This window comes from Rhizorhabdus argentea (assembly GCF_037861105.1).
Classification (GTDB): Bacteria; Pseudomonadota; Alphaproteobacteria; order Sphingomonadales; family Sphingomonadaceae; genus Rhizorhabdus; species Rhizorhabdus argentea.
Genome location: NZ_JBANFK010000017.1, coordinates 15,495 through 36,170 on the forward strand (window position 1 = coordinate 15,495; position 20,676 = coordinate 36,170).

The 20,676-nt window shown below is 63.6% G+C and carries 20 protein-coding genes; 14 read left to right on the forward strand and 6 right to left on the reverse strand.

The features are described 5' to 3' along the window. The first annotated feature begins 99 nt into the window (after positions 1 to 99). Genes cpaB through AAC645_RS14935 form a run of 13 tightly spaced genes read left to right on the forward strand, consistent with a single transcriptional unit; the run spans position 100 to position 12,222 of the window. Positions 100 to 1,017, forward strand: a complete 918-nt coding sequence (cpaB, locus tag AAC645_RS14875) for a Flp pilus assembly protein CpaB (RefSeq protein WP_340317126.1) — start codon at positions 100 to 102, stop codon at positions 1,015 to 1,017. After that, positions 1,014 to 2,501, forward strand: coding sequence for a type II and III secretion system protein family protein (locus AAC645_RS14880; protein ID WP_340317127.1), 1,488 nt, complete (start codon positions 1,014 to 1,016; stop codon positions 2,499 to 2,501). The genes cpaB and AAC645_RS14880 overlap by 4 nt, the downstream gene beginning before the upstream one ends. Positions 2,502 to 2,506: 5 nt before the next feature. After that, positions 2,507 to 2,773 (forward strand): hypothetical protein, encoded by a 267-nt coding sequence (locus AAC645_RS14885; protein ID WP_340317128.1) that lies wholly within the window; start codon positions 2,507 to 2,509, stop codon positions 2,771 to 2,773. Positions 2,774 to 2,798: 25 nt separating this feature from the next. Further along, complete coding sequence (locus tag AAC645_RS14890; RefSeq protein ID WP_340317130.1) at positions 2,799 to 4,322, forward strand: pilus assembly protein TadG-related protein; 1,524 nt, start codon at positions 2,799 to 2,801, stop codon at positions 4,320 to 4,322. After that, complete coding sequence (locus AAC645_RS14895) at positions 4,323 to 4,829, forward strand: TadE/TadG family type IV pilus assembly protein (protein WP_340317132.1); 507 nt, start codon at positions 4,323 to 4,325, stop codon at positions 4,827 to 4,829. Continuing rightward, positions 4,826 to 5,428, forward strand: a complete 603-nt coding sequence (locus AAC645_RS14900; protein WP_340317134.1) for a TadE/TadG family type IV pilus assembly protein — start codon at positions 4,826 to 4,828, stop codon at positions 5,426 to 5,428. Before AAC645_RS14895 ends, AAC645_RS14900 begins: the two co-directional genes overlap by 4 nt. A 15-nt stretch (positions 5,429 to 5,443) precedes the next feature. Next, positions 5,444 to 6,652 carry an AAA family ATPase gene (locus AAC645_RS14905; RefSeq protein WP_340317135.1) on the forward strand — a complete coding sequence of 403 codons (1,209 nt, stop codon included), beginning with the start codon at positions 5,444 to 5,446 and terminating at the stop codon, positions 6,650 to 6,652. Between the two features lie 5 nt (positions 6,653 to 6,657). Continuing rightward, the gene (locus AAC645_RS14910; RefSeq protein WP_422785840.1) at positions 6,658 to 8,016 is read left to right on the forward strand and encodes a CpaF family protein; all 1,359 of its coding nucleotides are present in this window, start codon (positions 6,658 to 6,660) and stop codon (positions 8,014 to 8,016) included. Continuing rightward, the gene (locus tag AAC645_RS14915; RefSeq protein ID WP_340317137.1) at positions 8,016 to 9,014 is read left to right on the forward strand and encodes a type II secretion system F family protein; all 999 of its coding nucleotides are present in this window, start codon (positions 8,016 to 8,018) and stop codon (positions 9,012 to 9,014) included. Before AAC645_RS14910 ends, AAC645_RS14915 begins: the two co-directional genes overlap by 1 nt. A 4-nt stretch (positions 9,015 to 9,018) precedes the next feature. Continuing rightward, on the forward strand, positions 9,019 to 9,987 hold the full coding sequence (locus AAC645_RS14920) for a type II secretion system F family protein (RefSeq protein ID WP_340317138.1): 969 nt from the start codon (positions 9,019 to 9,021) through the stop codon (positions 9,985 to 9,987). A 14-nt stretch (positions 9,988 to 10,001) separates the two neighbouring features. Then, on the forward strand, positions 10,002 to 10,901 hold the full coding sequence (locus AAC645_RS14925) for a LytR C-terminal domain-containing protein (protein ID WP_340317139.1): 900 nt from the start codon (positions 10,002 to 10,004) through the stop codon (positions 10,899 to 10,901). After that, on the forward strand, positions 10,898 to 11,731 hold the full coding sequence (locus AAC645_RS14930) for a tetratricopeptide repeat protein (RefSeq protein WP_340317140.1): 834 nt from the start codon (positions 10,898 to 10,900) through the stop codon (positions 11,729 to 11,731). Before AAC645_RS14925 ends, AAC645_RS14930 begins: the two co-directional genes overlap by 4 nt. Further along, a complete protein-coding gene (locus tag AAC645_RS14935; RefSeq protein ID WP_340317141.1) occupies positions 11,728 to 12,222 on the forward strand; it encodes an A24 family peptidase in 495 nt (164 codons plus the stop codon). The genes AAC645_RS14930 and AAC645_RS14935 overlap by 4 nt, the downstream gene beginning before the upstream one ends. A gap of 4 nt (positions 12,223 to 12,226) precedes the next feature. On the opposite strand, the gene AAC645_RS14940 is transcribed toward AAC645_RS14935, so the two are convergent. Genes AAC645_RS14940 through AAC645_RS14955 form a run of 4 tightly spaced genes read right to left on the reverse strand, consistent with a single transcriptional unit; the run spans position 12,227 to position 19,177 of the window. Continuing rightward, the gene (locus AAC645_RS14940; protein WP_340317142.1) at positions 12,227 to 13,555 is read right to left on the reverse strand and encodes a glycosyltransferase family 87 protein; all 1,329 of its coding nucleotides are present in this window, start codon (positions 13,553 to 13,555) and stop codon (positions 12,227 to 12,229) included. Then, the gene (locus AAC645_RS14945; RefSeq protein ID WP_340317143.1) at positions 13,509 to 14,948 is read right to left on the reverse strand and encodes an efflux transporter outer membrane subunit; all 1,440 of its coding nucleotides are present in this window, start codon (positions 14,946 to 14,948) and stop codon (positions 13,509 to 13,511) included. The genes AAC645_RS14940 and AAC645_RS14945 overlap by 47 nt, the downstream gene beginning before the upstream one ends. After that, positions 14,941 to 18,042 carry an efflux RND transporter permease subunit gene (locus AAC645_RS14950; protein WP_340317144.1) on the reverse strand — a complete coding sequence of 1,034 codons (3,102 nt, stop codon included), beginning with the start codon at positions 18,040 to 18,042 and terminating at the stop codon, positions 14,941 to 14,943. Before AAC645_RS14950 ends, AAC645_RS14945 begins: the two co-directional genes overlap by 8 nt. Before the next feature lies 1 nt (position 18,043). Then, entirely contained in the window at positions 18,044 to 19,177 is a 1,134-nt protein-coding gene (locus tag AAC645_RS14955) for an efflux RND transporter periplasmic adaptor subunit (protein WP_340317145.1), read from the reverse strand. Between the two features lie 226 nt (positions 19,178 to 19,403). On the opposite strand from AAC645_RS14955, the gene AAC645_RS14960 reads away from it, so the two are divergent. Next, on the forward strand, positions 19,404 to 20,027 hold the full coding sequence (locus tag AAC645_RS14960) for a helix-turn-helix transcriptional regulator (RefSeq protein WP_340317146.1): 624 nt from the start codon (positions 19,404 to 19,406) through the stop codon (positions 20,025 to 20,027). A gap of 30 nt (positions 20,028 to 20,057) precedes the next feature. Here the strand turns inward: AAC645_RS14960 and AAC645_RS14965 are convergent, their stop codons facing one another. Both AAC645_RS14965 and AAC645_RS14970 read right to left on the reverse strand, forming a co-directional pair. Continuing rightward, on the reverse strand, positions 20,058 to 20,291 hold the full coding sequence (locus AAC645_RS14965) for a hypothetical protein (protein WP_340317147.1): 234 nt from the start codon (positions 20,289 to 20,291) through the stop codon (positions 20,058 to 20,060). A 187-nt stretch (positions 20,292 to 20,478) separates the two neighbouring features. Further along, entirely contained in the window at positions 20,479 to 20,676 is a 198-nt protein-coding gene (locus AAC645_RS14970; RefSeq protein ID WP_340317148.1) for a hypothetical protein, read from the reverse strand.

Consider the following 20,676-nt stretch of genomic DNA (forward strand, 5'->3'; position numbering starts at 1 on the left):
CTGGTCTCTATAACTCAGCCAGCTTGCGAGAGATGGGAAGAATTTCTCTGATCAATCTTCGGAATGATTTGTGAACATCTTCACGGGGGAGGACGAGTCATGCCACGTGTACAATCGTTTATCATTCTGGGTGCCGCGATCCTGATCGGCTTGGTTGCCGTTTTCCTCGCGAACATGTTCCTCGGCAGCGGAGCGACGCCTGACTCGGGCAACAAGCCACGGTCTGTGCAGGTCGCCGTCGCGCGGATGCCATTGGCATTCGGCACCAAGATCACGGCCGACAGCATCCGCATGGTCGATTGGCCGTCCAACTCTGTGCCGCCAGGCGCGTTCCTCAACGTCGCGGATGCCGCCAATCCGGCAAATCCGCGCATCGTATTGCGGCCGATGGAGCCCAACGAGCCGGTCCTGGCCGCCAAGCTTTCGGGCGCGGGCGGCCGTGCCACCATTTCCGGGTTGATAGCGCCGGACAAGCGCGCCGCAACGGTCCGCACCAACGATGTGTCGGGCGTGGGCGGCTTCGCGCTCCCCGGCGACATGGTCGACGTGCTGGTTACCCGCCAGGTCGGCAAGGACGATCAGGAGCGGCAGATCACCGATGTGCTCCTCCAGAATATCCGCGTGATCGGGATCGATCAGGATGCCAATGGCACCAGCGATAAGCCCACGGTCGGCAAGACTGCGACGCTCGAGGTGACCCAGGTCGAGGCGCAAAAGCTCGCGCTGGCCCAGAATGTCGGCACGCTCAGCCTGGTGCTGCGCAAGGTCGGCGACAGCACGCAATCGCCCGTCACAACGGTCAGCCTGACCGATCTGCGCGCGAACGCCGAGCCTGTCCGGATGGGCGCGCCGGTCGCCCGCTATCGCGCCCGCCCGATCTACCGCGCCGTCGTGCGCAAGCCCGCCGGGAACTCGGTGGAGATCATGCGGGGCTTCCAGTCGAGCAGCTATCAGGTCGGCAGCTATGCCGGCTCCGACATCAAGGTCGGTTACAATGACAAGGGGGACGTACAATGAGCACGCGCACTCGCACTCGCATATTGCTCCTCGCGACACTGGCGGGAGCGGCGATCACAGCCCCCGCCATGGCGGTAGTGCAGCCAGCGACGTCGATCATGAGCGGTGACGATCAGCACGGTGGTCAGCTCGACGTGCCGGTCAACAAGAGCCAGGTCCTCCGCATCGACCAGCCCTATGTGCAGGCGCTGATCGGCAATCCGGAGATCGCCGACGTCCTGCCGCTCACCGACCGGTCGCTTTATGTGCTGGGCAAGAAGCTCGGCACCACCAGCCTCTCGATCTACGATCGCAACAAGACGCTGATCGCGGTAGTCGACATCGTCGTCGGCCCCGACGTGATCGGCCTGCGCCGCCAGCTATCGGAGCTGATGCCCCACGAGACGATCGGCGCGCGTGTTGCCAACGACGCGGTGGTGCTGTCCGGCGTCGTCACCTCGGCAGCCGCTGCGGATCGCGCCAACCGGATCGCGGCGACTTACGCGCCCGACAAGGTGGTCAACATGCTGGCCGTTGGCGCATCGCAGCAGGTGATGCTGGAAGTGCGCTTCTCCGAAATGAAGCGATCCGCTGCTAAGCAGATCGGCCTCAATTCTGCCTTCCGCAGCAACAGCGGCAAGTTTCTCGGTGGCACTGGTAGCAGCGCAGTTTCCACTACCCTGCTCACCGATTCCAACGGCCATCCGACCGTCGATCTCGGCCATATCCTCGACACCTTCGGCATCGTCGCCGGCAAATTCACCCTCGGCTCGCTCGATATCACCGGCGTGCTCGATGCGCTCGAGGAGAAAGGTGTCGTCAGGACATTGGCCGAGCCCAATCTGATCGCGCTTTCGGGCGATACGGCATCGTTCCTGGCCGGCGGCGAATTCCCGATCCCCGTGGCGCAGAATGCCAGCAACGGGGCCGGCGGCCGAACGATCACGATCGAGTTCAAGCCGTTCGGCGTCAGCCTCGCCTTCACCCCTACCGTGCTGGAAGATGGCATCATCAATCTTCTGGTGGCGCCCGAGGTGAGCTCGATCGATCCGTCGGCCTCGATCAACATCGACGGCTTGCTGATCCCGGGCCTGCAGACGCGGCGCGCCAAGACCACGGTAGAGCTGCGCGACGGCCAGTCCTTCGCGATCGCCGGGCTGCTGCGCAAGGATTTCCAGGATACCGTGCGGCAGTTCCCGGTCCTCGGGTCGATCCCGATCATCGGCGCGCTGTTCCGCTCGACCGGCTTCCAGAAGGAAGAGACCGAGCTGGTGATCATCGTCACGCCTCGGCTGGTGAAACCGATGCCGGCCGATCAGGTCGCGTCGCTGCCAACCGAGCGCGTCGGCGAACCGCATGAGCTGGACCTGTTCCTGGCTGGCCGTACCGACAGCGCGATCAAGAACGACCCGTTCGCGTCGTCCGCCAGCACCACGGCCAAACCTGCCGCAGCCGACCAGAAGCAAACCGGCATCGATGGCGAAACCGGATATATCGTGAGGTGATCACCATGCGCGCGACCCCTTTCCTCCTCGTCACCGCCGGGCTGATCGCCACAGGCTGTGCGCCCGTCGACCCCGGCTTTGGCGAGTCCGTCCATCGCTACAAGATCGCCCAGATCATCGATCCCGACCCCGTCGCGACGACCGCGCTTGTGGAAGGTGGTGATGGCCAACGCTCCGCCGCCGCCGTCCAGCGCTACCGCGAAGGCAAGGTGAAGGAGCCTGTTTCGGTCAACACATCCAGCGTCGGCACTGCCGGAGGCAGCACTCGCTGAGAAACGGCCCAGAGGAGCAAGTACGATGGTGCTGCGTAGGTGTAAGCGGTGGGCGATGGAGACGAGCGGCGCGGTCGCGCCGACCATCGCCCTATCGATGACCGCCCTGATCGCCGTTGGCGGCCTCGCCTTCGACTATGCGCGGTTGGCCACGATGGACAGCGAGCTTCAGAGCGCGGCGGACCAGGCGGCGCTGGCGGCGGTGACGCAGCTGGATGGAACCCCGGGCCAATGCGCCCGTGCGAGCGCGGCGGCCGTCTCGTTCGTCACCAATAACACGCTTTTTGCCAACGACGGGAAGGGAGCGGCGGTTACTGTCACCCCCGAGCCCGCCTGCGACGCGACGGGCAAGATCCGTTTCTACCAGAGCTACACGAACGAAACGACCTTCACGGCCGCAACGACCGCTACCGACGCCCGCTTCGTCAGCGTAACCGTCGAGGGACGCGAGGCGGTCTATGCGCTCACCGCGATCGTCGGCGCCCTCAGGTCCGGCAGCATCAACGCCACGGCGGTCGCTGGCCTGGCGTCCGCGATCTGCAAGGTTCCGCCGCTCATGCTGTGCAATCCCGCGGAAACGGCTCTCAACACCGATTTCAACGTCGATGGCCTTGTTGGAAAGGGGATAGTGGCCAAGTCCGGTGGGGGCGGCGCCTTGGCTCCGGGGAACTTCGGATTCCTGGAAGTCGGTGCAAGCCCCAGCGCGAACAATCTGCGCGACGTGTTCGGACATGTCGATACGTCGTTCGACTGCGTCAAGGGAACGGGCGTCAACACGGCGCCGGGCAACATGAGTTCCGTTTCCACCGCCATCAACACGCGCTTCGACATCTACGAAAATGGCTATGCCAGGAATTGCGGCCCGGCCGGTTGTCCTCCTGCCCTGAACACGGTGAAGGATCTCGTCCGGCCGAACGCGCCGGCCAGCAACAACAGCTGCAACCTGTCCGGCTCAGGCTGGCGGGAAGTGGATCCGTCACAGCGCTATCTGCCCGATCCGATAACCCGCAAGGACACCACTGTCACGGCAATGGGGCATCCGCGAGACATCTGCCATGCGGTGAGCGCCAATGGCGATTGCCCTGGGGGTGTCATCGGTGACGGCAACTGGGATCGGGATATCTATTTCAAGGTCAATCACGGCTTCACCACAGCTCAGTGGAAAGCCGCGGTGGGAGCCAATCCGACCCGCGCCCAGACCTATGACTGGGAAATTTCGAGCGGACATCTTGGCCCGCGGCCGGTCGGGGCGCTCACTTCGTACAAGGCCCCGGTCTGCGATCCGGCCGGCGGCGTCGGTCCGCCCGCAAATGCCGATCGGCGCAAGGTTGCCGTCGCGGTCATCAACTGCAAGGCCGAAGGCGTCAACGGCGCCTCCAAGGACGTAAAGGTCAAGCAGTGGATCGACGTCTTCCTTGTCGAACCCTCCATAGCGCGCACGCGCACCTCGACGGACGAGGTCTATATCGAGGTCATCGGCAAGACGACTACCGGCGGCAATAACCAGCCCCAGTTCGTCAGTCGCGACAAGCCGTATCTGGTGGAGTGAATGATGGGCGCCCCCAGCTTCCTCGCACGCTTCTGGGCCGATCGGCGAGGGGTGGCGGCCGCGGAAATGGCGCTCGTCACGCCGATGCTGATGATCCTGATGTTCGGCAGCTTCGAGCTGGCGCGCTACTTTCTCGACGAGCATGTCGTGGTGAAGGCGGTGCGCGACGGAGCGCGCTATGCCGGCCGTCTTGGTTTTTCGGATTTCACCTGCGCGTCGGCCTCGGCGGGCGCCCAACAGGCCATCCGCGAAATCACGCGGACAGGCGCGCTCGGCGGGACGACGCCCCGGCTGGGCTACTGGACCAGCCCCACGACCATCACGGTCAGCGTCACCTGTGACACGAGCGGTGCTTACAGCGGCATCTATAACGGCGTCGCGATGGGCGCCCCCGTGGTGACGGTCAGCGCCAGCGTGCCCTATGTCTCGCTGTTCGGCATGGTCGGGTTCGATACGACGGGACTGGCGCTCAACGCCAGCTCCGAAAGCCCGGTGATGGGGATATGAACGCCTTCCTCACCCGCTTCGCGCGGTCGACCAACGCGGCGACCGCTGCCGAATTTGCGCTGGTCCTACCGCTGCTGCTGCTCTTCCTGATCGGCATCATCTATGTCGGCGCATTGATGTGGACCTGGAACCGGGCCGAGAAGGCGACGCAGATGGGCGTCCGCTTCGCCGTCGTCACCGATCTCGTGCCGTCCGGCCTGGCGGGCATCAACTTCATGAGCTCGCCCTATAATTGCTCGCAGGGAAATAATATCCCGGTGAGCAGCGCCGGCTCCTGCGCGTTCAGCGCCACGATCACCTGCCAGAGCGGCGGTTGCAGCAGCTATGGCTATGACGGAACGGCATTCAACAACATCGTGCTCCGCATGCAGGCATTCATGCCTGAAATCCAGCCCGCCAATGTTCAGGTCATATATCAGCATGTCGGGCTCGGCTACGCGGGCGATCCCAACGGCCCGGATATCTCCCCCCTCGTCACTGTGCGACTGCGCGACATGACGTTCGCGCCCGGGTTCGCGGCGATGTTCGGATCTCTCACCCTGCCGGATTTCAGTGCGGCACTGACGATGGAAGACAGCAGCGGAAGCACCTCCAACTAGCAAAGGGTCATTGGCGTGGGCATTATGGATGTGAAAGGTGGCAGATTTTCTTCTTCCGGGCTTCGCTCTCTGCCTGGGGAGAAGGCCGTTATCCTGCTGTCGCTGGAGGAGGTTCGTCGAGCAGCTCTTCCGGAGCCGCAGATCGCCGGCTTCACCGTCTCGATGGCGGCGGGCGATATTCAGGCCCCGGTCGACCGCGACATCTTTGGCGAGGCGGCCGTGATCGTGCTGGAGGTCGCCCCTGATTCCGCGACGTCGGTCCGGCGGTTGGCCGCGGCGGCGCAGTTGCCGAGGCGCCCGCTCGTGGTCGCTGCGATACGCGAACCATCGCTCGCGCAAATCCGCACGCTGCTGCGCGAAGGGGCGAAAGACGTGATCGCGCTGCCACTCGCGGCCGACGACCTGACGGCACTTCTCGCGCAGCTTCGAAAGGATCTGGATGCGGCGCGGGGCGACAGGCAGAGCGACGGCAAGACCGTCTCGGTGATCGGGAGCGTCGGCGGTGTAGGGGCTACTGCCATCGCTACCCAGACCGCCTGCCTATTTGCCGAGCAGGAAGCGAAGACGGGGCGCACGGCCTGCTTCATCGACCTGGACATCCAGTTCGGCGACGGAGCGATTTATCTTGGCGAGAATCCGAAGCTGACGCTCCAGGACATCATCGCGGCCGGCGCGCGGGTGGACGGGGCGCTGCTCAATGCTGTGACGGTACGCCACGCCTCCGGGCTCAACATCATCGCTGCACCGAGCGACATGATGCCGCTCGAGACGATCGACACCGATCAGATCTGCGAGTTCGTCGATATCGCCGCGCGCGAATATGCCACCATTTTCCTCGATCTGCCGAGCAACTGGACGAACTGGTCGCTGTCGCTTGCGGCGCGCTCGGATCTCGTCCTGCTGGTCACCGAACTTACGGTGCCGAGCCTGCGCCAGGCGCGCCGCCAGCTCAATCTGCTGATGCAGCAGGGGGCCAGCGATATCGACATCCAGATCGTCATCAACCGCTTCGAAAAAGGCCTCTTCAGGGCGCTCAAGATAGAGGATGCCGTCCAGGTCCTCGGCCGAGCGATCGACTATACGGTGGCGAATGATTTTGCCGTGGTGAGCGCGGCGCTCGATCAGGGGGTGCGTTTCTCCGAGATCAAGGCCCGAAATCGGGTGACCCGCGATCTCGGCATCCTCGTCTCGGGAATCTCAAAACATCTGCACGGGGGGAGCTGAACATGCTGTGGCAACTCAAAACGACGCGATCGGCAGAGCCCGCAACTGGGCCGCTTTCGCCGGTCGCGCAGGCCGAAGATGTGATGCCGATCGATCGGCAGACAGACCTCAAGGTCGAGCTGCACGAACGCCTGCTGGATGTGATCAATCTGTCCGCGCTCGAAATAGCGACGCGCGAGCAGATCCAGGCGGAAATCGGTGATCTCGTGCAGGAGCTGCTGGCCGAGCAGCAATACGCGCTGAATGCGATCGAGCGTAAGCAGCTCACGATGGATCTGCTCGACGAACTGCTCGGGCTCGGCCCGCTCGAGCCGCTGCTCAAGGATCCGTCGATCACCGATATTCTCGTCAATACCCACCGCAACGTCTATGTGGAGCGCGGCGGGCGGCTCGAAAAAACCGGGGCTCGCTTCAAGGACGAGAAGCATCTTCTGCGCATCATCTCTCGCATCGTTTCGGCGGTGGGGCGGCGCGTGGACGAGTCCTCGCCGATGGTGGATGCGCGCCTCGCGGATGGCTCGCGGGTCAATGCGATCGTGCCGCCGCTCGCCGTCGACGGATCGCTGCTGTCGATCCGCAAATTCGCCAGGACCCCGATCAACATGGCCAAGCTGGTCGAGTTGGGAAGCCTTTCGGCGCCCATAGCCGGGGTGCTGGCGGCGATCGTCGCCGGACGGCGCAACGTGCTGATCTCGGGTGGCACCGGCTCGGGCAAGACGACCCTGCTGAACGCCATGTCGGCGGCGATCGACGATCGCGAGCGGATCGTGACGATCGAAGATTCGGCGGAGCTCCAGATGCAGCAGCACCACGTCGTGCGGCTTGAAACCCGTCCACCGAATATCGAAGGGCGCGGCGAGGTCGCCCAGCGCGATCTCGTGAAGAATGCGCTGCGGATGCGGCCGGATCGGATCATCGTCGGCGAAGTCCGTGCCGGCGAGGCGATCGATATGCTGCAGGCGATGAACACGGGTCATGATGGCTCGATGACCACCGTCCATGCCAACACCGCGCGCGACGCACTGTCTCGCCTCGAGCAGATGGTTGGCATGAGCGGCCTCGATATATCGAGCCGGTCGGCGAGGGGACAGATCGCGTCCGCACTCCATGTCGTTATCCAGGTCGAACGCCTGTCGGACGGGCGGCGGCGGCTGGTGAGCCTTGGCGAGATTGCGGGCATGGAGGGCGACGTCATCATGATGCAGGAGATTTTTCGCTTCAAGCGAACCGGCATGGACGATGACGGCACGGTGCTCGGCCATTTCGAGGCAACCGGGATCCGGCCGAAGTTCATCGAGGATCTCAGCTTGCGGGGGCTCGAGCTTTCCAGCGAGCTGTTCCGCCCCGGCCAGAGGGTCGGCTGATGTCCCCGGCTTCGATCAGGCTGCTCGTCCTCGTCCTCATTTTCGCGGCGACGCTGCTCGCCGTCGAGGGCGTGATCCGGTGGGTGCAGGGTTCGCGCAAGGAAGGCCGCGCGATCAACCGACGGCTGCAGTTGATCCAGCGGGGCATGGATCACAATCAGGTCATGGCCCGGATCCGTCGCGAGGTGCGGACAAGGCTGCCGGTGTCCGGTCCCCTTGGCGCGGTCGCCGAACGCATCGATCGGATGGTCGTCGAAGCTGGGATGACGATATCGTCCGCCAATCTGATAGTGCTGCTCGCGGGCACCACGGCGGCGCTGTTCGTCGTCTCCGCAGGCATCGCGGCCGTCTCGGGCATGACGATGTCGCTGGGCGGCCTGCTGCTGATCATATTGTTCGCCACATCGCTTGGCATCGGCCTGCCGCTGATGGCGATCGGCCACAAGCGCGAAAAGCGGCGCAGGCGCCTCACCGAGCAGTTTTCGATGGCGTTGGACATCTTCGTGCGGAGCCTGCGCGCAGGCCACCCGATTGCCGCCGCGCTCGAGCTCCTCACCACCGACATGGCCGATCCGATCGGCAGCGAGTTCGGAATCGTCGTCGACGAGGTCACCTACGGCTCGGAATTGCGCGACGCGCTGCAGAACATGGCGGATCGTTGCGGTGTCGATGATATGAAGATGTTCGTCGTGTCCGTGTCCGTGCAACGCGAGACCGGCGGCAATCTCGCAGAGATATTGGATAATCTGAGCATGGTAATCCGCGAACGCGCCAGCATGATGCTGAAGGTGCGTGCGTTAAGCTCGGAAGGTCGGATCAGCGGGATGATGCTCACCGCCTTGCCGATGCTCACCTTCGCTCTCGTGTTCCTGAGTAATCCGGCATTCTATCTCGATGTTGCGGACGATCCCGTGTTCTTTCCGGGCTTCGGGATGTTGCTCGGCCTTTATGCGATCGGAGTTTATTCCATACGCCGCATGGTAGATTTGAAGGTTTGATGCGATGATTGACCTTGATATTGCACTTGCAGGCTTTTCACGCAGCGTCGTTCTGTTGCTCGTCTTCATCGGCGTCGCGGTTGCCAGCTTCCTGATCGCCTCCGGGCTGGCTTATCGCCGGTCGGTGAAGCAGCGACTGGCGGTAGGTGGCGGCCATGACGCGGTCGCCGGACAGTCGCTGCGCTCGCTCGGCGCGGAAACGGCCTGGCTCCAACTCGTGCAGGCAATCGAGAAGCGTGGCGTGTCCTTAGCGGATACGAGCGCGATCCTGCGCGACCGGCTGATCGCGGCGGGCTATATGCACCCCGCAGCCCCCCGGCTGTTCACGCTGATCCGGCTCGTGCTGACGCTCGCGCTGCCAACAGCCTTTGTCCTGTTCAGCTACGGAGCGGGCAGCGCACCCTCGCTGGTCAAGCTCTACTTGATCGGCGCGGGGCTTGGGCTCGCCGGGCTCTATTTCCCGAATCTCTGGATCAAGGCGCGCGCCGCGCGCCGGCAGCGCGACGTATTGAACGGTTTTCCCGATGCGCTCGATCTGATGCTGGTATGCGTCGAGGCGGGCCTGGGGCTGGAGGCGGCGTTCAACCGCGTTGGCTCGGAAATGACTGGCTCGCATCCTCTGGTGGCCGATCTGCTGGCGGGACTCTCGCTGGAACTGCGCGCCGGCCGCAGCCGCGAACAGGCGCTGCACCGTATGGCCGAACGCACCGGGCTGGAGGAATTCCGGTCCTTCGCGAGCCTGATCATCCAGACGGACCGGTTTGGCGTGAGCATCGGCCAGGCACTGCGCGTCTACGCCACCTCGATGCGCGAGCGTCGGAAGATGCGGGCTGAGGAGAAGGCGCACCGCCTGCCCGTGCTGCTGTCGATCCCGCTCGTGGCCTGCATGCTGCCAGCAATAATCGGTGTGCTCATGCTGCCGGCGGTGATCAGGATAATGCGGACGATGATGCCCGCGCTTGGGGGTGGATAGTGAGAATTCCGACAATGTTAGCCACGTTGGCCCTGTGCTCCTGCGCGAGCGGAGGTCGATCGCTCGGCACGCTCCAGGTAAGGCCGGCCTCGGTCGCCGCTCCGGCCCAGCAGAGCGACGCCTATGCCGACGCGAAACGCCAGCTTGCGCTTGGAAATTTCGCGCTGGCGGTCGATGGCTTCCGCAAGGCGATCCGGGCGGAACCCCAATCGGCCGCCGCCTATAACGGCCTCGCGGTCGCTTATGACCGGATCGGTCGCACCGACCTCAGCCGGGATTATTATGAGCAGGCGCTGGCGCTGGCCCCGCGTGATGCCGACATCCTGCACAACCTTGCACTCTCGCTGGCGTCGAAGGGCAAGATGCCGGCCGCTGTGGCTCACGCCGCCCTGCCGGCTGCGCCCGCCGCCGGCCTGCGTCTCGAGCGCATATCCACTCGGGAGATCGCGCTGATCACCAGGCGCGCCGGCAACGGATGGGAGGCCGTTGACGCAGATGATGCGCCACGCCTGGCCGTCACGGGTCAGCCCTTCTTCGCCCAGTCGCACGACGGCTCCCTCGAGATCGCGCTGGAGCCGCCCGCCATCCAGCCCGTCGCCAAGGCCTCCGCGACGCCACCCGTATCCGTTACCGTGCTCAACGCTGTCGGCAGGCGCGGGCTGGCTCGTCGGATGAGCAAGTTCCTGGGAGCCAAGGGCTGGAATAGCGGCTCGATCGGCAATGCGCGCATCCGTCCGATGGAGAGCGTGATGTTCCACGCTCCCCGGGATCGGCTCGCCGCGGTAGCGCTGGCGCGGGTTCTGCCGTTCCCGTCGCGGCTCGTCGTCATGCCAACAGCGCCGCACATGATTCTGTTCGTCGGGCGCAACGCATTGCCGTTCGACCAGCGCCTGCGCTCGGCGCAAGCGTCATGATGATGGCGGTCCGGCACATCATCGCGACCGCTGCAGCAGTGCTGTTGTCGGCCGCGGCCATCCCGGCAGGCATCGAGGAGCAGGTCGATCTGGATGCCATCGAATCTGCGGTCGATGCGGGACGGCTTACCCAGGCGCGGTTGATGCTCGCGCGGGCGAACCTCGCTTCGCTGTCGGGGCCGCGCGTGGACATGGTGATGGGCCGCTATTACCTCGCCCGGGGCGAGGATGCGCTGGCGCTTGATCGGTTCAATCGCCTGCTTGCGCTTGGCCCCTCGTCGCGCGCTGCCACCGGCGCCGGCATCGTAGCCTTGCGGCTTCACCAGTTTGGCCGCGCCCGCGGCTATTTCACGGCTGCGGTCGAGCAGGATCCGGCGAGCTGGCAAGCCTGGAACGGCCTCGGCATCGTCGCCGACGCCAACCGCGCCTGGAGCGACGCCGAAGACGCCTATCGCCACGCGCTGGCACTTCGACCGGCCGATGCCGCGATATTGAACAACAAGGGTTATTCTCTGCTGCTGCAGCGCCGCTTCGGCGACGCGGCCGCCACGTTGCGGCAGGCCAGCTTGCTGGAACCGAACAACGGGCAGATCCAGACCAACTACGAGATCGCAATGGCGCTCGGCGGAGATTATCCTGGTGCCGTCGGCATCGCCGGCGACGACAATGATGCCGCGCGTCGCCTTAACAACGCCGGCTATGCGGCCTGGCTGAAGGGCGATCTGCCAGCCGCGCGCGCGCTGCTTGCCCGTGCCATCGAAGCGAACGCTTCCTATTATCGCCTCGCAGCCGCCAATTTGGAGACAGTCGAAAGGGACTCGACGAGATGACGCTTGCGCATAGTAGCATCCTGATCTTCGATCTTCTCCTGGTCGTGGCTGCGCTGGATGACATGAAACGCCTGCAGGTATCAAACCTGTTGCCGCTCGCCATCGTCGCTTGCTTTGGCCTGCATCTGTTATTGAACGGCGTGACCTGGCACGTCTGGCAAAATCTGGCCGGCTTTACTGCGGTGCTGCTGGTTGGCGGGCTGCTCTTCGCAAAGCGCATCATCGGTGGGGGTGACGCAAAGCTGCTCGCTGCCGTCGCTTTATGGCTCGATTTCCATGGGCTTGCCATCTGGTTGCCGGCGGTGGGTATCATCGGCGGACTGACAGCGATCACATTGTTCGTCGTTCGCGGGATGCTCCCCGTTCGTGCCGTCGCCGACGGTGGCTGGATCGCGCTGCAGCGCCGTGGTCCGATTCCCTACGCCGTACCCATCTGCATGGCGGCGATTGCGACCGCGCATCTGGTGGGCATGAGCCCGCGCGCCGGATAGCTTGCTAGGGTTGCGGGATTGCGGCGGAGGCAGCGTCGGCGTGGTCAGGAGCGGTTGAGCCTGTCGCTCTCAGCAGGACGGCAAGAAACGCGACCAATATGAACCATGCGGGGGTGATGCCGACAGCGGCGGCCATGCCCCGGGAGAGAAACGGCAAGACATAGACTGTCGCCAGAACAGCCTTGGACCACGGCGGGAAGCCATTGCGCGATCCGACCGCCGCGAGCCAGCACATCGGCACGATCAGCAGCACCAGGTCGTAATCGAAGGCGTAGGGCGTGGCGAGTGCGCTGCATATCGCCAGAATTGACAGTTTCGCAGTGTCGTCGCGGTCATCGCCGGCTACGCGCCACACCCGATAAACGATAGCACCGCAGACCAATGTGACGAACAGTTGCGCCCCATAGGCAGCCTCGGTCGACCCGCCTGTCAGCCTGACCAGGCCGAACAAGCTGATTATCTTGGGCCAAAGCGTCGAAGTGTCCTCCGTCACTGATCGGGCAACGGCGGTGTTGGAGAAGAATGCTTCCCATGCACCCGGACCGAACATCAGCAGCGACAGGAGCGTCAGGAGGCTGGCCGAGGTGATCGCCCCCGCAATAACCTTCCACCGCCGTCCGGCGATCATCGCCAAGGGAAACAATATGGCAAGGTGAGGCTTGATGATGAAGCCGCCGAGGAACATTCCCGCGAAGAAAGGACGGGAGCCCAGGGTCAAGGCGGCACCACAGAAAAGCGATGCGGTCAGCGCCCCGCTCTGGCCGCCCGCGAGGTTGATGAAAGCAGCCGGATAGGCGAGGATAGGCCAGAACGCGCCGGCAACGAGCTTCCTGGCGGTCAGGACATAGGCCGCGAAGGTGCTGGCCGCCCAGGCAAGATAAGCCCAGGAATATGCCATCAGACCAAGCGGAAAAATCAGCACGAGCAACTGGGGCGGATATAGGAACGGATAATAATGTTCTCCCAGGCCCTGGACTCGGGCTTGGGCGGCGACGTCATAGGCTGCCGCTGCATCCTGGGTTGCCGCGATTTTCGCGGCGGCCCAGAAGCTATAAAAATCGGTGCCCCGTTCCACTCCAGTGATGGTCAGAACACCTGATGATGTAATGAAGATCAGGACTATGTTGGGGACATATGCCAACGCGAACATCTTCGCGTACCCGATGGCTCGAGAGCGCCCAAACCATTTGGCGTCACGTATTAGTGCGAGCCCCATGAGGGGCACTAACATGGCCGGGTGACGAAACCAAGGAAGGTGACATGCTCCCTTGCAATGTAACCGATTTTCAGTGGCTCGGAGCCTGCTCCGTTTCCTGACTGTGCTGCCATCCACCGCCCAGCGCCTTGAACAGGTCCACCCGGGCTGACGCGAGCCGCTGTACGGAACCGGCATAGGCGCTGCGGGCCGAAAGCATGTCGGCTTGGGCAAGGAGCACGTCGAGATAGCCGATCGATCCCGCGCGGTAACGAAGATCGGCGAGCCTGTGCGCCTCGCCGGCGCGTAGCTGCGCCTCGCGCAGCCACTGAAGCCGATCCTGCTCGGTGGCGACTATCGTCAGAGCCTGCTCGACTTCCTTGAGAGCATTGAGCACGCGTCCGTCGAACGTCGCCAGCGAAGCATCACCCTGCGCCTGCGCCTGGCGGATCCGCGCGCGCGCCACGGCGATATTGGGAAAGCTCCAGGAGATGAGGGGACCCATTGAGAAGGAGAAGGAGTCTCCGCCCCTCACGGTATCGTTGCGGAAGAAGTTGCCCGATCCACCCAGACTGACCTTGGGGTACAGGTCGGCCGTCGCAACGCCAATTCGCGCCGTATCCGCTGCGAGTTGGCGTTCCGCCTGGCGTAGATCCGGGCGGCGACGGAGCAGGGCGGCACCGTCCCCGACCGGGAGATTGGTCGCCGGTTCCGGGGCCTGCGAACAGGACCGCGCAGCCTCGGGAACATCGCCTGGCGTGGTGCCGATCAGTGCAGCCAGTTCAAACAGCGCTACCTCGCGCTGCCCCTCGAGGGCCGGGATCGCTGATCGCGCCGTCGCCGCCGCAGCTCCAGCCCGTTCCACGTCGAGTTTGCCGACCGATCCGGCCCGCTCCTGATCGGTAATGAGCCTGAGATTGTCGCTACTGGTGTTGGAGGACTGCCGCGCGACCTCGATCGCATAGGCATAGGCGCACGCATTGACATAGGCGCGCGTCGTCTCGGCCGCGACCGTGACCCGCACCGCATCGCGCGCCGCTTCGACCGCTTCGGCATCGGCCCGGGCGGCTGTGATGGCGCGGCTGACGCGGCCGAACAGATCGACCTCCCACGCGAGCGACAGCCCGCCGAACTGCGACCATTGGGGGTCGCCTAAATTGCCTTGGATTCCCGATTGTCCCGCCCCCTGGGCACCATCGCCATAGGTGATGCCGCCGTTGAGGTTGGTGGACGGCAGCCGCGCGGTTCGAGCTTCACCGAGCACCGCGCGCGCGCGCGCGAGGTTCGCGGCAGCGACGCGCAGATCGGTATTGGCGACGAAGGCCCGCTCGACCAGAGCATCCAACGCGGGATCGCGGTAAAGGCGCCACCAATCGGCGGGCAGTTGTGCCACTGTATCGAAGCCGGCTCCCTTCGTCACGAACGGCTGAGCGGTCGCCATAGGGGTCTTTGGCCGTTCATAATTCGGTCCGACGGCGCAGGCGGAGGCAAGCAGCGGCGCGATCAAGCTGAGGATTTTGAAATTACGCATGAGCCAGCTCTCTTTCGGCTGCGGGCTGGTGTTTGGGCGAGGACTCGCTGCCTGGCTCGGTGTCCGGCTTGGGACGATGGTCGCCGGCGAGCAGCGTGTAGAAGGTAGGCAGCACGAACAAGGTGAACAGGGTGCCCACCAGCATCCCCATCACGACAACGATGCCGATCGCAAAGCGGCTGTTCGCGCCTGCGCCGGTGGCGAACAGGAGCGGCACGAGACCCGCTACCATGGCAGCGGTTGTCATGAGCACGGGACGCATGCGCACCGCAGCCGCGTGGCGGATCGCCTCCGCCCGGCCCCAGCCTTCCCTGTGCTGCATCTCGTTGGCGAATGCCACCATGAGGATGCCATGCTTTGAGATGAGGCCGATGAGCGTGACGAGGCCGATTTGCGTATAGATGTTGAGGGTAGCGAAGCCCAGATAGAGCGGTATCAGCGCTCCGCAAACCGCCAGCGGCACAGTCACGAGGATCACGAGCGGATCGCGGAAGCTCTCGAACTGCGCGGCGAGCACCAGGAAGATCACGATCAGCGCGAAGGCGAAAGATACCGTAAGCTGGTTGCCTTCGTGCACATATTGCCGGCTGTTCGACAGCCAGTCGACCCTGGTCCCCGGCGGCAGGGGCTGGCTTTTCAGGAAGTCTACGGCCTGGCCCATCGTCACGCCGGGCAGCAGCACTGCCGAGAGCGTGGCCGAGTTCATCTGATTGAACTGCGGCAGTTGATTGGGCTGCGGCCGGATCTCGACATGGGCAACAGTGGACAGCGAGACCAGCTTGCCGGACGCTGTCTTCACGTAGAACTCGCCAAGGCTATCCGGGGTAATGCGCTTATCTTGCGGCACCTGAGCGATGACGTCGTAAGAGCGATCATGCCAGTTGAAGCGGTTGACGTAATTCTCGCCAACCAGCACGGCCAGCGTGTCGGCGATCTCGGCCATGGTCACGCCCATCCGACCAGCCTTGGCCTGGTCGATGCTGATATGCGCCTCCGGACTGTCGAACGCGAGGTCGGTATCGACGAACGCAAACAGGCCGCTGCCCCACGCCGCACCCTTGATTCCTTCAACGGTTTTATAGATTTGGGGGAAATCGTCGGCCGAACGGATCACCATCTGGACCGGCAGACCACCACTTCCAGCGGGAAGCGGGCTGTCCTGAAAGGCCGTTGCGTAGATGCCGGTGATCGCGCCGGTGCGGCCCGCAAGCTCCGCCTGAATCTGGTCACCATTGCGGCTTCGATCAGCCCAGTCCTTCATCACGATGCCACCAAAGCCGCCATTGGCATTGTTGTTGCCGCCGATGTCGAAGAAGCTGGCGTAATATTCAGGGAACTGGTGAAAGACTTTATCCACTTCGGCGCTGAATCGCGCCGTGTAGCTGGCGTTGGCATATTGCGGCGCCTTGGTCTGGACGAGCACATATCCCATGTCCTCCTGGGGTGCCAACTCGCTCTTGGAGCCAGCAAACAGCACCCCGATCGTGACGAGGACCGTGACACCGACGATCAGCACGGCCGTGCGTGCCGCCAAGGTCTTGTCGAGAAGCCGGACATAGCCTTCGGTGGCCCGGTGCATGGTGCTCTCGACTGCCTGGGCAAGTCTTCCCTCAGCCATCCTGGGTTTGAGCAGCATGCCGCTCATCATCGGTGACAGGGTGAGCGCGATGACGCCCGACACGATCACCGACGCCGCGAGCGTGAAAGCGAATTCGCGGAACAACGCCCCCGTGAGTCCCCCCATAAGACCGATCGGCGCGTAAACGGCGGCAAGCGTGATGGTCATTGCGATCACCGGTCCGATAATTTCGCGTGCGCCGACCAATGCCGCGTTCAGCGGCGCCAAGCCGTCTTCGATGTGGCGGTGGATATTCTCCACCACGACAATGGCGTCGTCGACGACGAGGCCGATCGCCAGCACCATGGCGAGCAGCGTTAGCAGGTTGAGCGAAAAGCCAAAGGCCAGCATCAGCGCCGCCGTGCCAAGCAGGGACAAGGGTATCGTAACCACGGGGATGATGACGGCCCTGAACGTGCCCAGAAACAGGAAGATCACGAAGATCACGATGAGGATCGCCTCGATCAGCGTATGCTGGACCTGCTTGATGGAGGCGTCGACGAACCGCGCCGCGTCGAACTCGCTCGAAACCTTGAGGCTCGGGGGAGCAACGCGCTGGATGTCCGGGAGCATCGCCTTGACCGCGCGCACAATCTCCAGCGGGTTGCCATCCGGAGTGGGCGAGATGGCGATCGTAACGCCGGGGTGGCCCGATGCGAGCAAGCTGCCATCATAGTTTTGGCCGCCCAGCTCAACGGTCGCGACGTCACCGATCCGCACCACATCATGCTGGCCCGTCTTGAGCACCATCTGGCGGAATGCATCGACGTCGCGCAGATCGGTGCCTGCGGTAATGTTGATCGCGGTGTTTTCGCCTTTGAGCTGCCCCGGCGCCGCCTGGACGTTGTTCGCCCGAAGTGCATTCGCCAAGTCGTTCGCAGTGAGGCCGCGCGCGGCGAGTTTCACCGGATCGACCCAGATACGCATCGCCAGCGGAGCACCGCCGGTGATCCGTGCTGAAGCGACGCCGGGAACGGAGGTAATAAGAGGCTGGGCGACCCGCATCGCGAAGTCGGTCATCTGCGACGATGAGAGCTTGTCACTGGCGAAGGCCACGAACTGGATGGGAGACGTGCCATCCGTGATCTTCGAAATCACCGGGTCAGTCGCCCCGGCAGGCAGCCGGTACTTGACCTGCTGGACCTTCGCGAGGACCTCGGTCATCGAGCGGTCGGCATTTGTGTTGAGGACCAGCTTGGCCCTGATCTGGCTTTTGCCCTGGCTCGAGGTCGAGGTGAGATATTCGATGCCGTTCGCCGTAGCGATCGCCTGAGAGATCGGCGTGGTGACGAAGCCTTGCATCACCTCTTGCGAGGCACCGGGGAGCGACGTGTTGACCGTGATCGTCGCGCTTTGCATGCCGGGATACTGGCGGATCGGCAGGCTGAACGTTGCGCTGAGGCCCACGAGCAGGATCAGCAGGCTGACGACGATCGCGAGGATCGGCCGGCGTATGAAGAGGTCGGTGAACGCCATGTCAGCGGTCTCCTGTCCGGACGATGCGCACGACCTTGACCTCGACGCCAGGTTGCACGCGCAGCTGGCCTTCCGACACGACGACGTCACCGGGCCTGAGGCCCTTATCGACCACGACTTCGTTGCCGATGCGGCGGCCGGTCTCGACCGGCACGATCTCTGCCTTGCCGCCGGTGCGGGCGCTTTCACCTCTGATGACGATCACGCTGTCGCCCTGCGCCGCGGTCTGGATGGCCGTTGCCGGCACGACGAGAACGCCTTGCTGCGGCGGAAGCGCCAGTCCAGCCGTCACATACATGCCAGGGCGCAGCGCGCGATCGGCATTTGGCAGGAGTGCCTGCACGGTAACATTGCGCGTGTCCTCGCCGATCTGAGGCTCGATGGCGTTTACGCGCGCGGTAAAAGTGCGGCCGGGAAAAGCATCGCTGGCGACTGAAACCATCGATCCCGGCTTCACGCGCGCGAGTTCCTGTTGCGGAAGAGCGAACTCGACATAAAGCGAATCGAGCGCCGTCAGCGTCGCGACGGGATCACCAGGGTTGATAAACTGGCCCAAATTGACGCGGCGGATGCCAATCTCTCCTGAGAAGGGCGCCCGGATCTGCTTCTGGATCAGGCGCGCATCTATTTGCCGAACTGCAGCTGTGGCCTGGTCGCGCTCGGCTCGACGCTGTTGCAGCAATTCGCGCGGTTCGGCACCTGTCGGGGCTAGTTGCTCCGAGCGGGTGAGCTGTATTCCACTGAACGCCGCCCTGGCTTTCGCGGCCTCCCGATCGGCGCGCTCGGGTCCATCGAACAGCTGTACGAGAAGCGCCCCGGTCCGCACGTTAGAGCCGGCCGCGAAGTTGATGTTCGACACCCGGCCCGCGACCTCGCTCGAGAGCGTTACTTCGCGAACCGCCGTGAGCGTGCCAACCGCGTTCAACGATGAGGGCACATCGCGAGGCGCAACGGCCACAGCAGCGACCGGGACGGCTTGTTGTTGCCAACTTTGGCCTTGGCCGCTTTTCAGCGTGTGCCAAAGAAACAGGCCGCCAAGTATCGCCGCCAGAACGATAATAGTGAGCGCGATTGTCCGACCTTGCGGCTGCGAGGAGGGAAACGGAGGAGAAATATCGTGAAGCGAATCCGTCACGCTCCCACCTCATCGGCAAGCGTTCCGACGACGGACTGCAATGTCGCGGGGGAGTTCAGATCCATGTTCACGATTCCCTTTTGGCACTCTCGGGCCGCACTTGCGCAGGCAAAGGAGTTTTGTTATTTTCCAAGCCATGACTTTGAAAAACAATTCGTCAGATATGTCAAGTTCAACGTTGGAATATTCAGGCTGGTCTACGCGTACGGCCGGCGACCGCATATTGATGGCCCTGAAATTGCAGGGTCGCCTCTCATCTGCTGCGATCGGCAAGAAGCTTGGGATCACCGGTGAAGCGGCTCGTCAGCAACTCATGCGTTTGGCTGAGCAGAACCTCGTCGTCGCGACGAGCGAAGCCAAAGGTGTTGGCCGGCCGCAACAGTTGTGGGACCTGACCGTAGCTGCGCAATCGCGGTTTCCCGATACGTGCGCGAGCCTGACAGAGCAGTTGCTCGATATCATACGCACCCACATGGGCGAGTCGGCGCTCGACATGATCATAAACGTTCGGGAGAGTGAGACGCAGCTCCGCTATCTAGAGGAGCTGGGTTGCAGAAAGGTGCTTCGCGACCGGGTAGCCGCGCTGGCCGCATTGCGCTCGAAAGAAGGCTATATGGCGGATTGGCGAGAGGAGGACGACGGGTCATTTCTGCTCATCGAGAACCATTGCCCGATCAGCCCGGTTGCAACAGTTTGCGGCGGTTTCTGCCGCGCGGAACTGGAAATGTTCAGAACCGCGCTAGGTCCCACCGTGTCGATCCATCGTGCAGAGCACATCATCCAAGGTGGCCGCAGATGCACTTACGTCATCCGTGAGAGCGGTCTCTCCGTAGAGCAAGGGCCGGAATGAGGTCGGCGCCGGCCGGCATCGCTTCGAAACTCATTCGAGAAAGGGAATGATGTCCTCTCGTAGCTGATATGCTGCACGCTCGGCGGCAGCCCGGACGTCAGCACCGGCCCTGTTGTTGCCAACCTCGACGGACATCGCGAGTATCGTCACCAGCGCTTCGCGGATCGCGGGCGAAGAAGTGTAACTTGCCCCGAGCTTCGAACGATTTGCTTCGAGAACCTCCCGGACGATCTGTGCGAGGAGATCCTGCTGATTATCGTTCATGGCGCTGCACTACCGGTTCGGTGGAACGGCACGCTCTGTGCCGTCGTGGGTGTTGGAGTGCAGCCAGGAGAATAGCTGCTCCGGCCAACAATGGCTGCGAGCTTTGCAATGCGGTAGCTGCCGTTTGATCCATTTTGGTGCAAAATGGGATCCGAACCGGCCAGGATCGCTTTCTCACGCAGCCGAACTATCGCCGGTCGCTCCCGTCTGCCCGGCGGCTCTCCTCGCGCCGCTCGCGCACGGAACGCTCGGTCAGGTCCTTTTCCGCTCGTGAGCGGCGGTTGTTCATCATGGCCCAGGCCAGGACTAGCAGCAGGATGATCGGGCCCACCACTATCACCAGGCCCCATAGGCCGCCGCCCAGCGTGCGTTCGAGCCAGTCCAT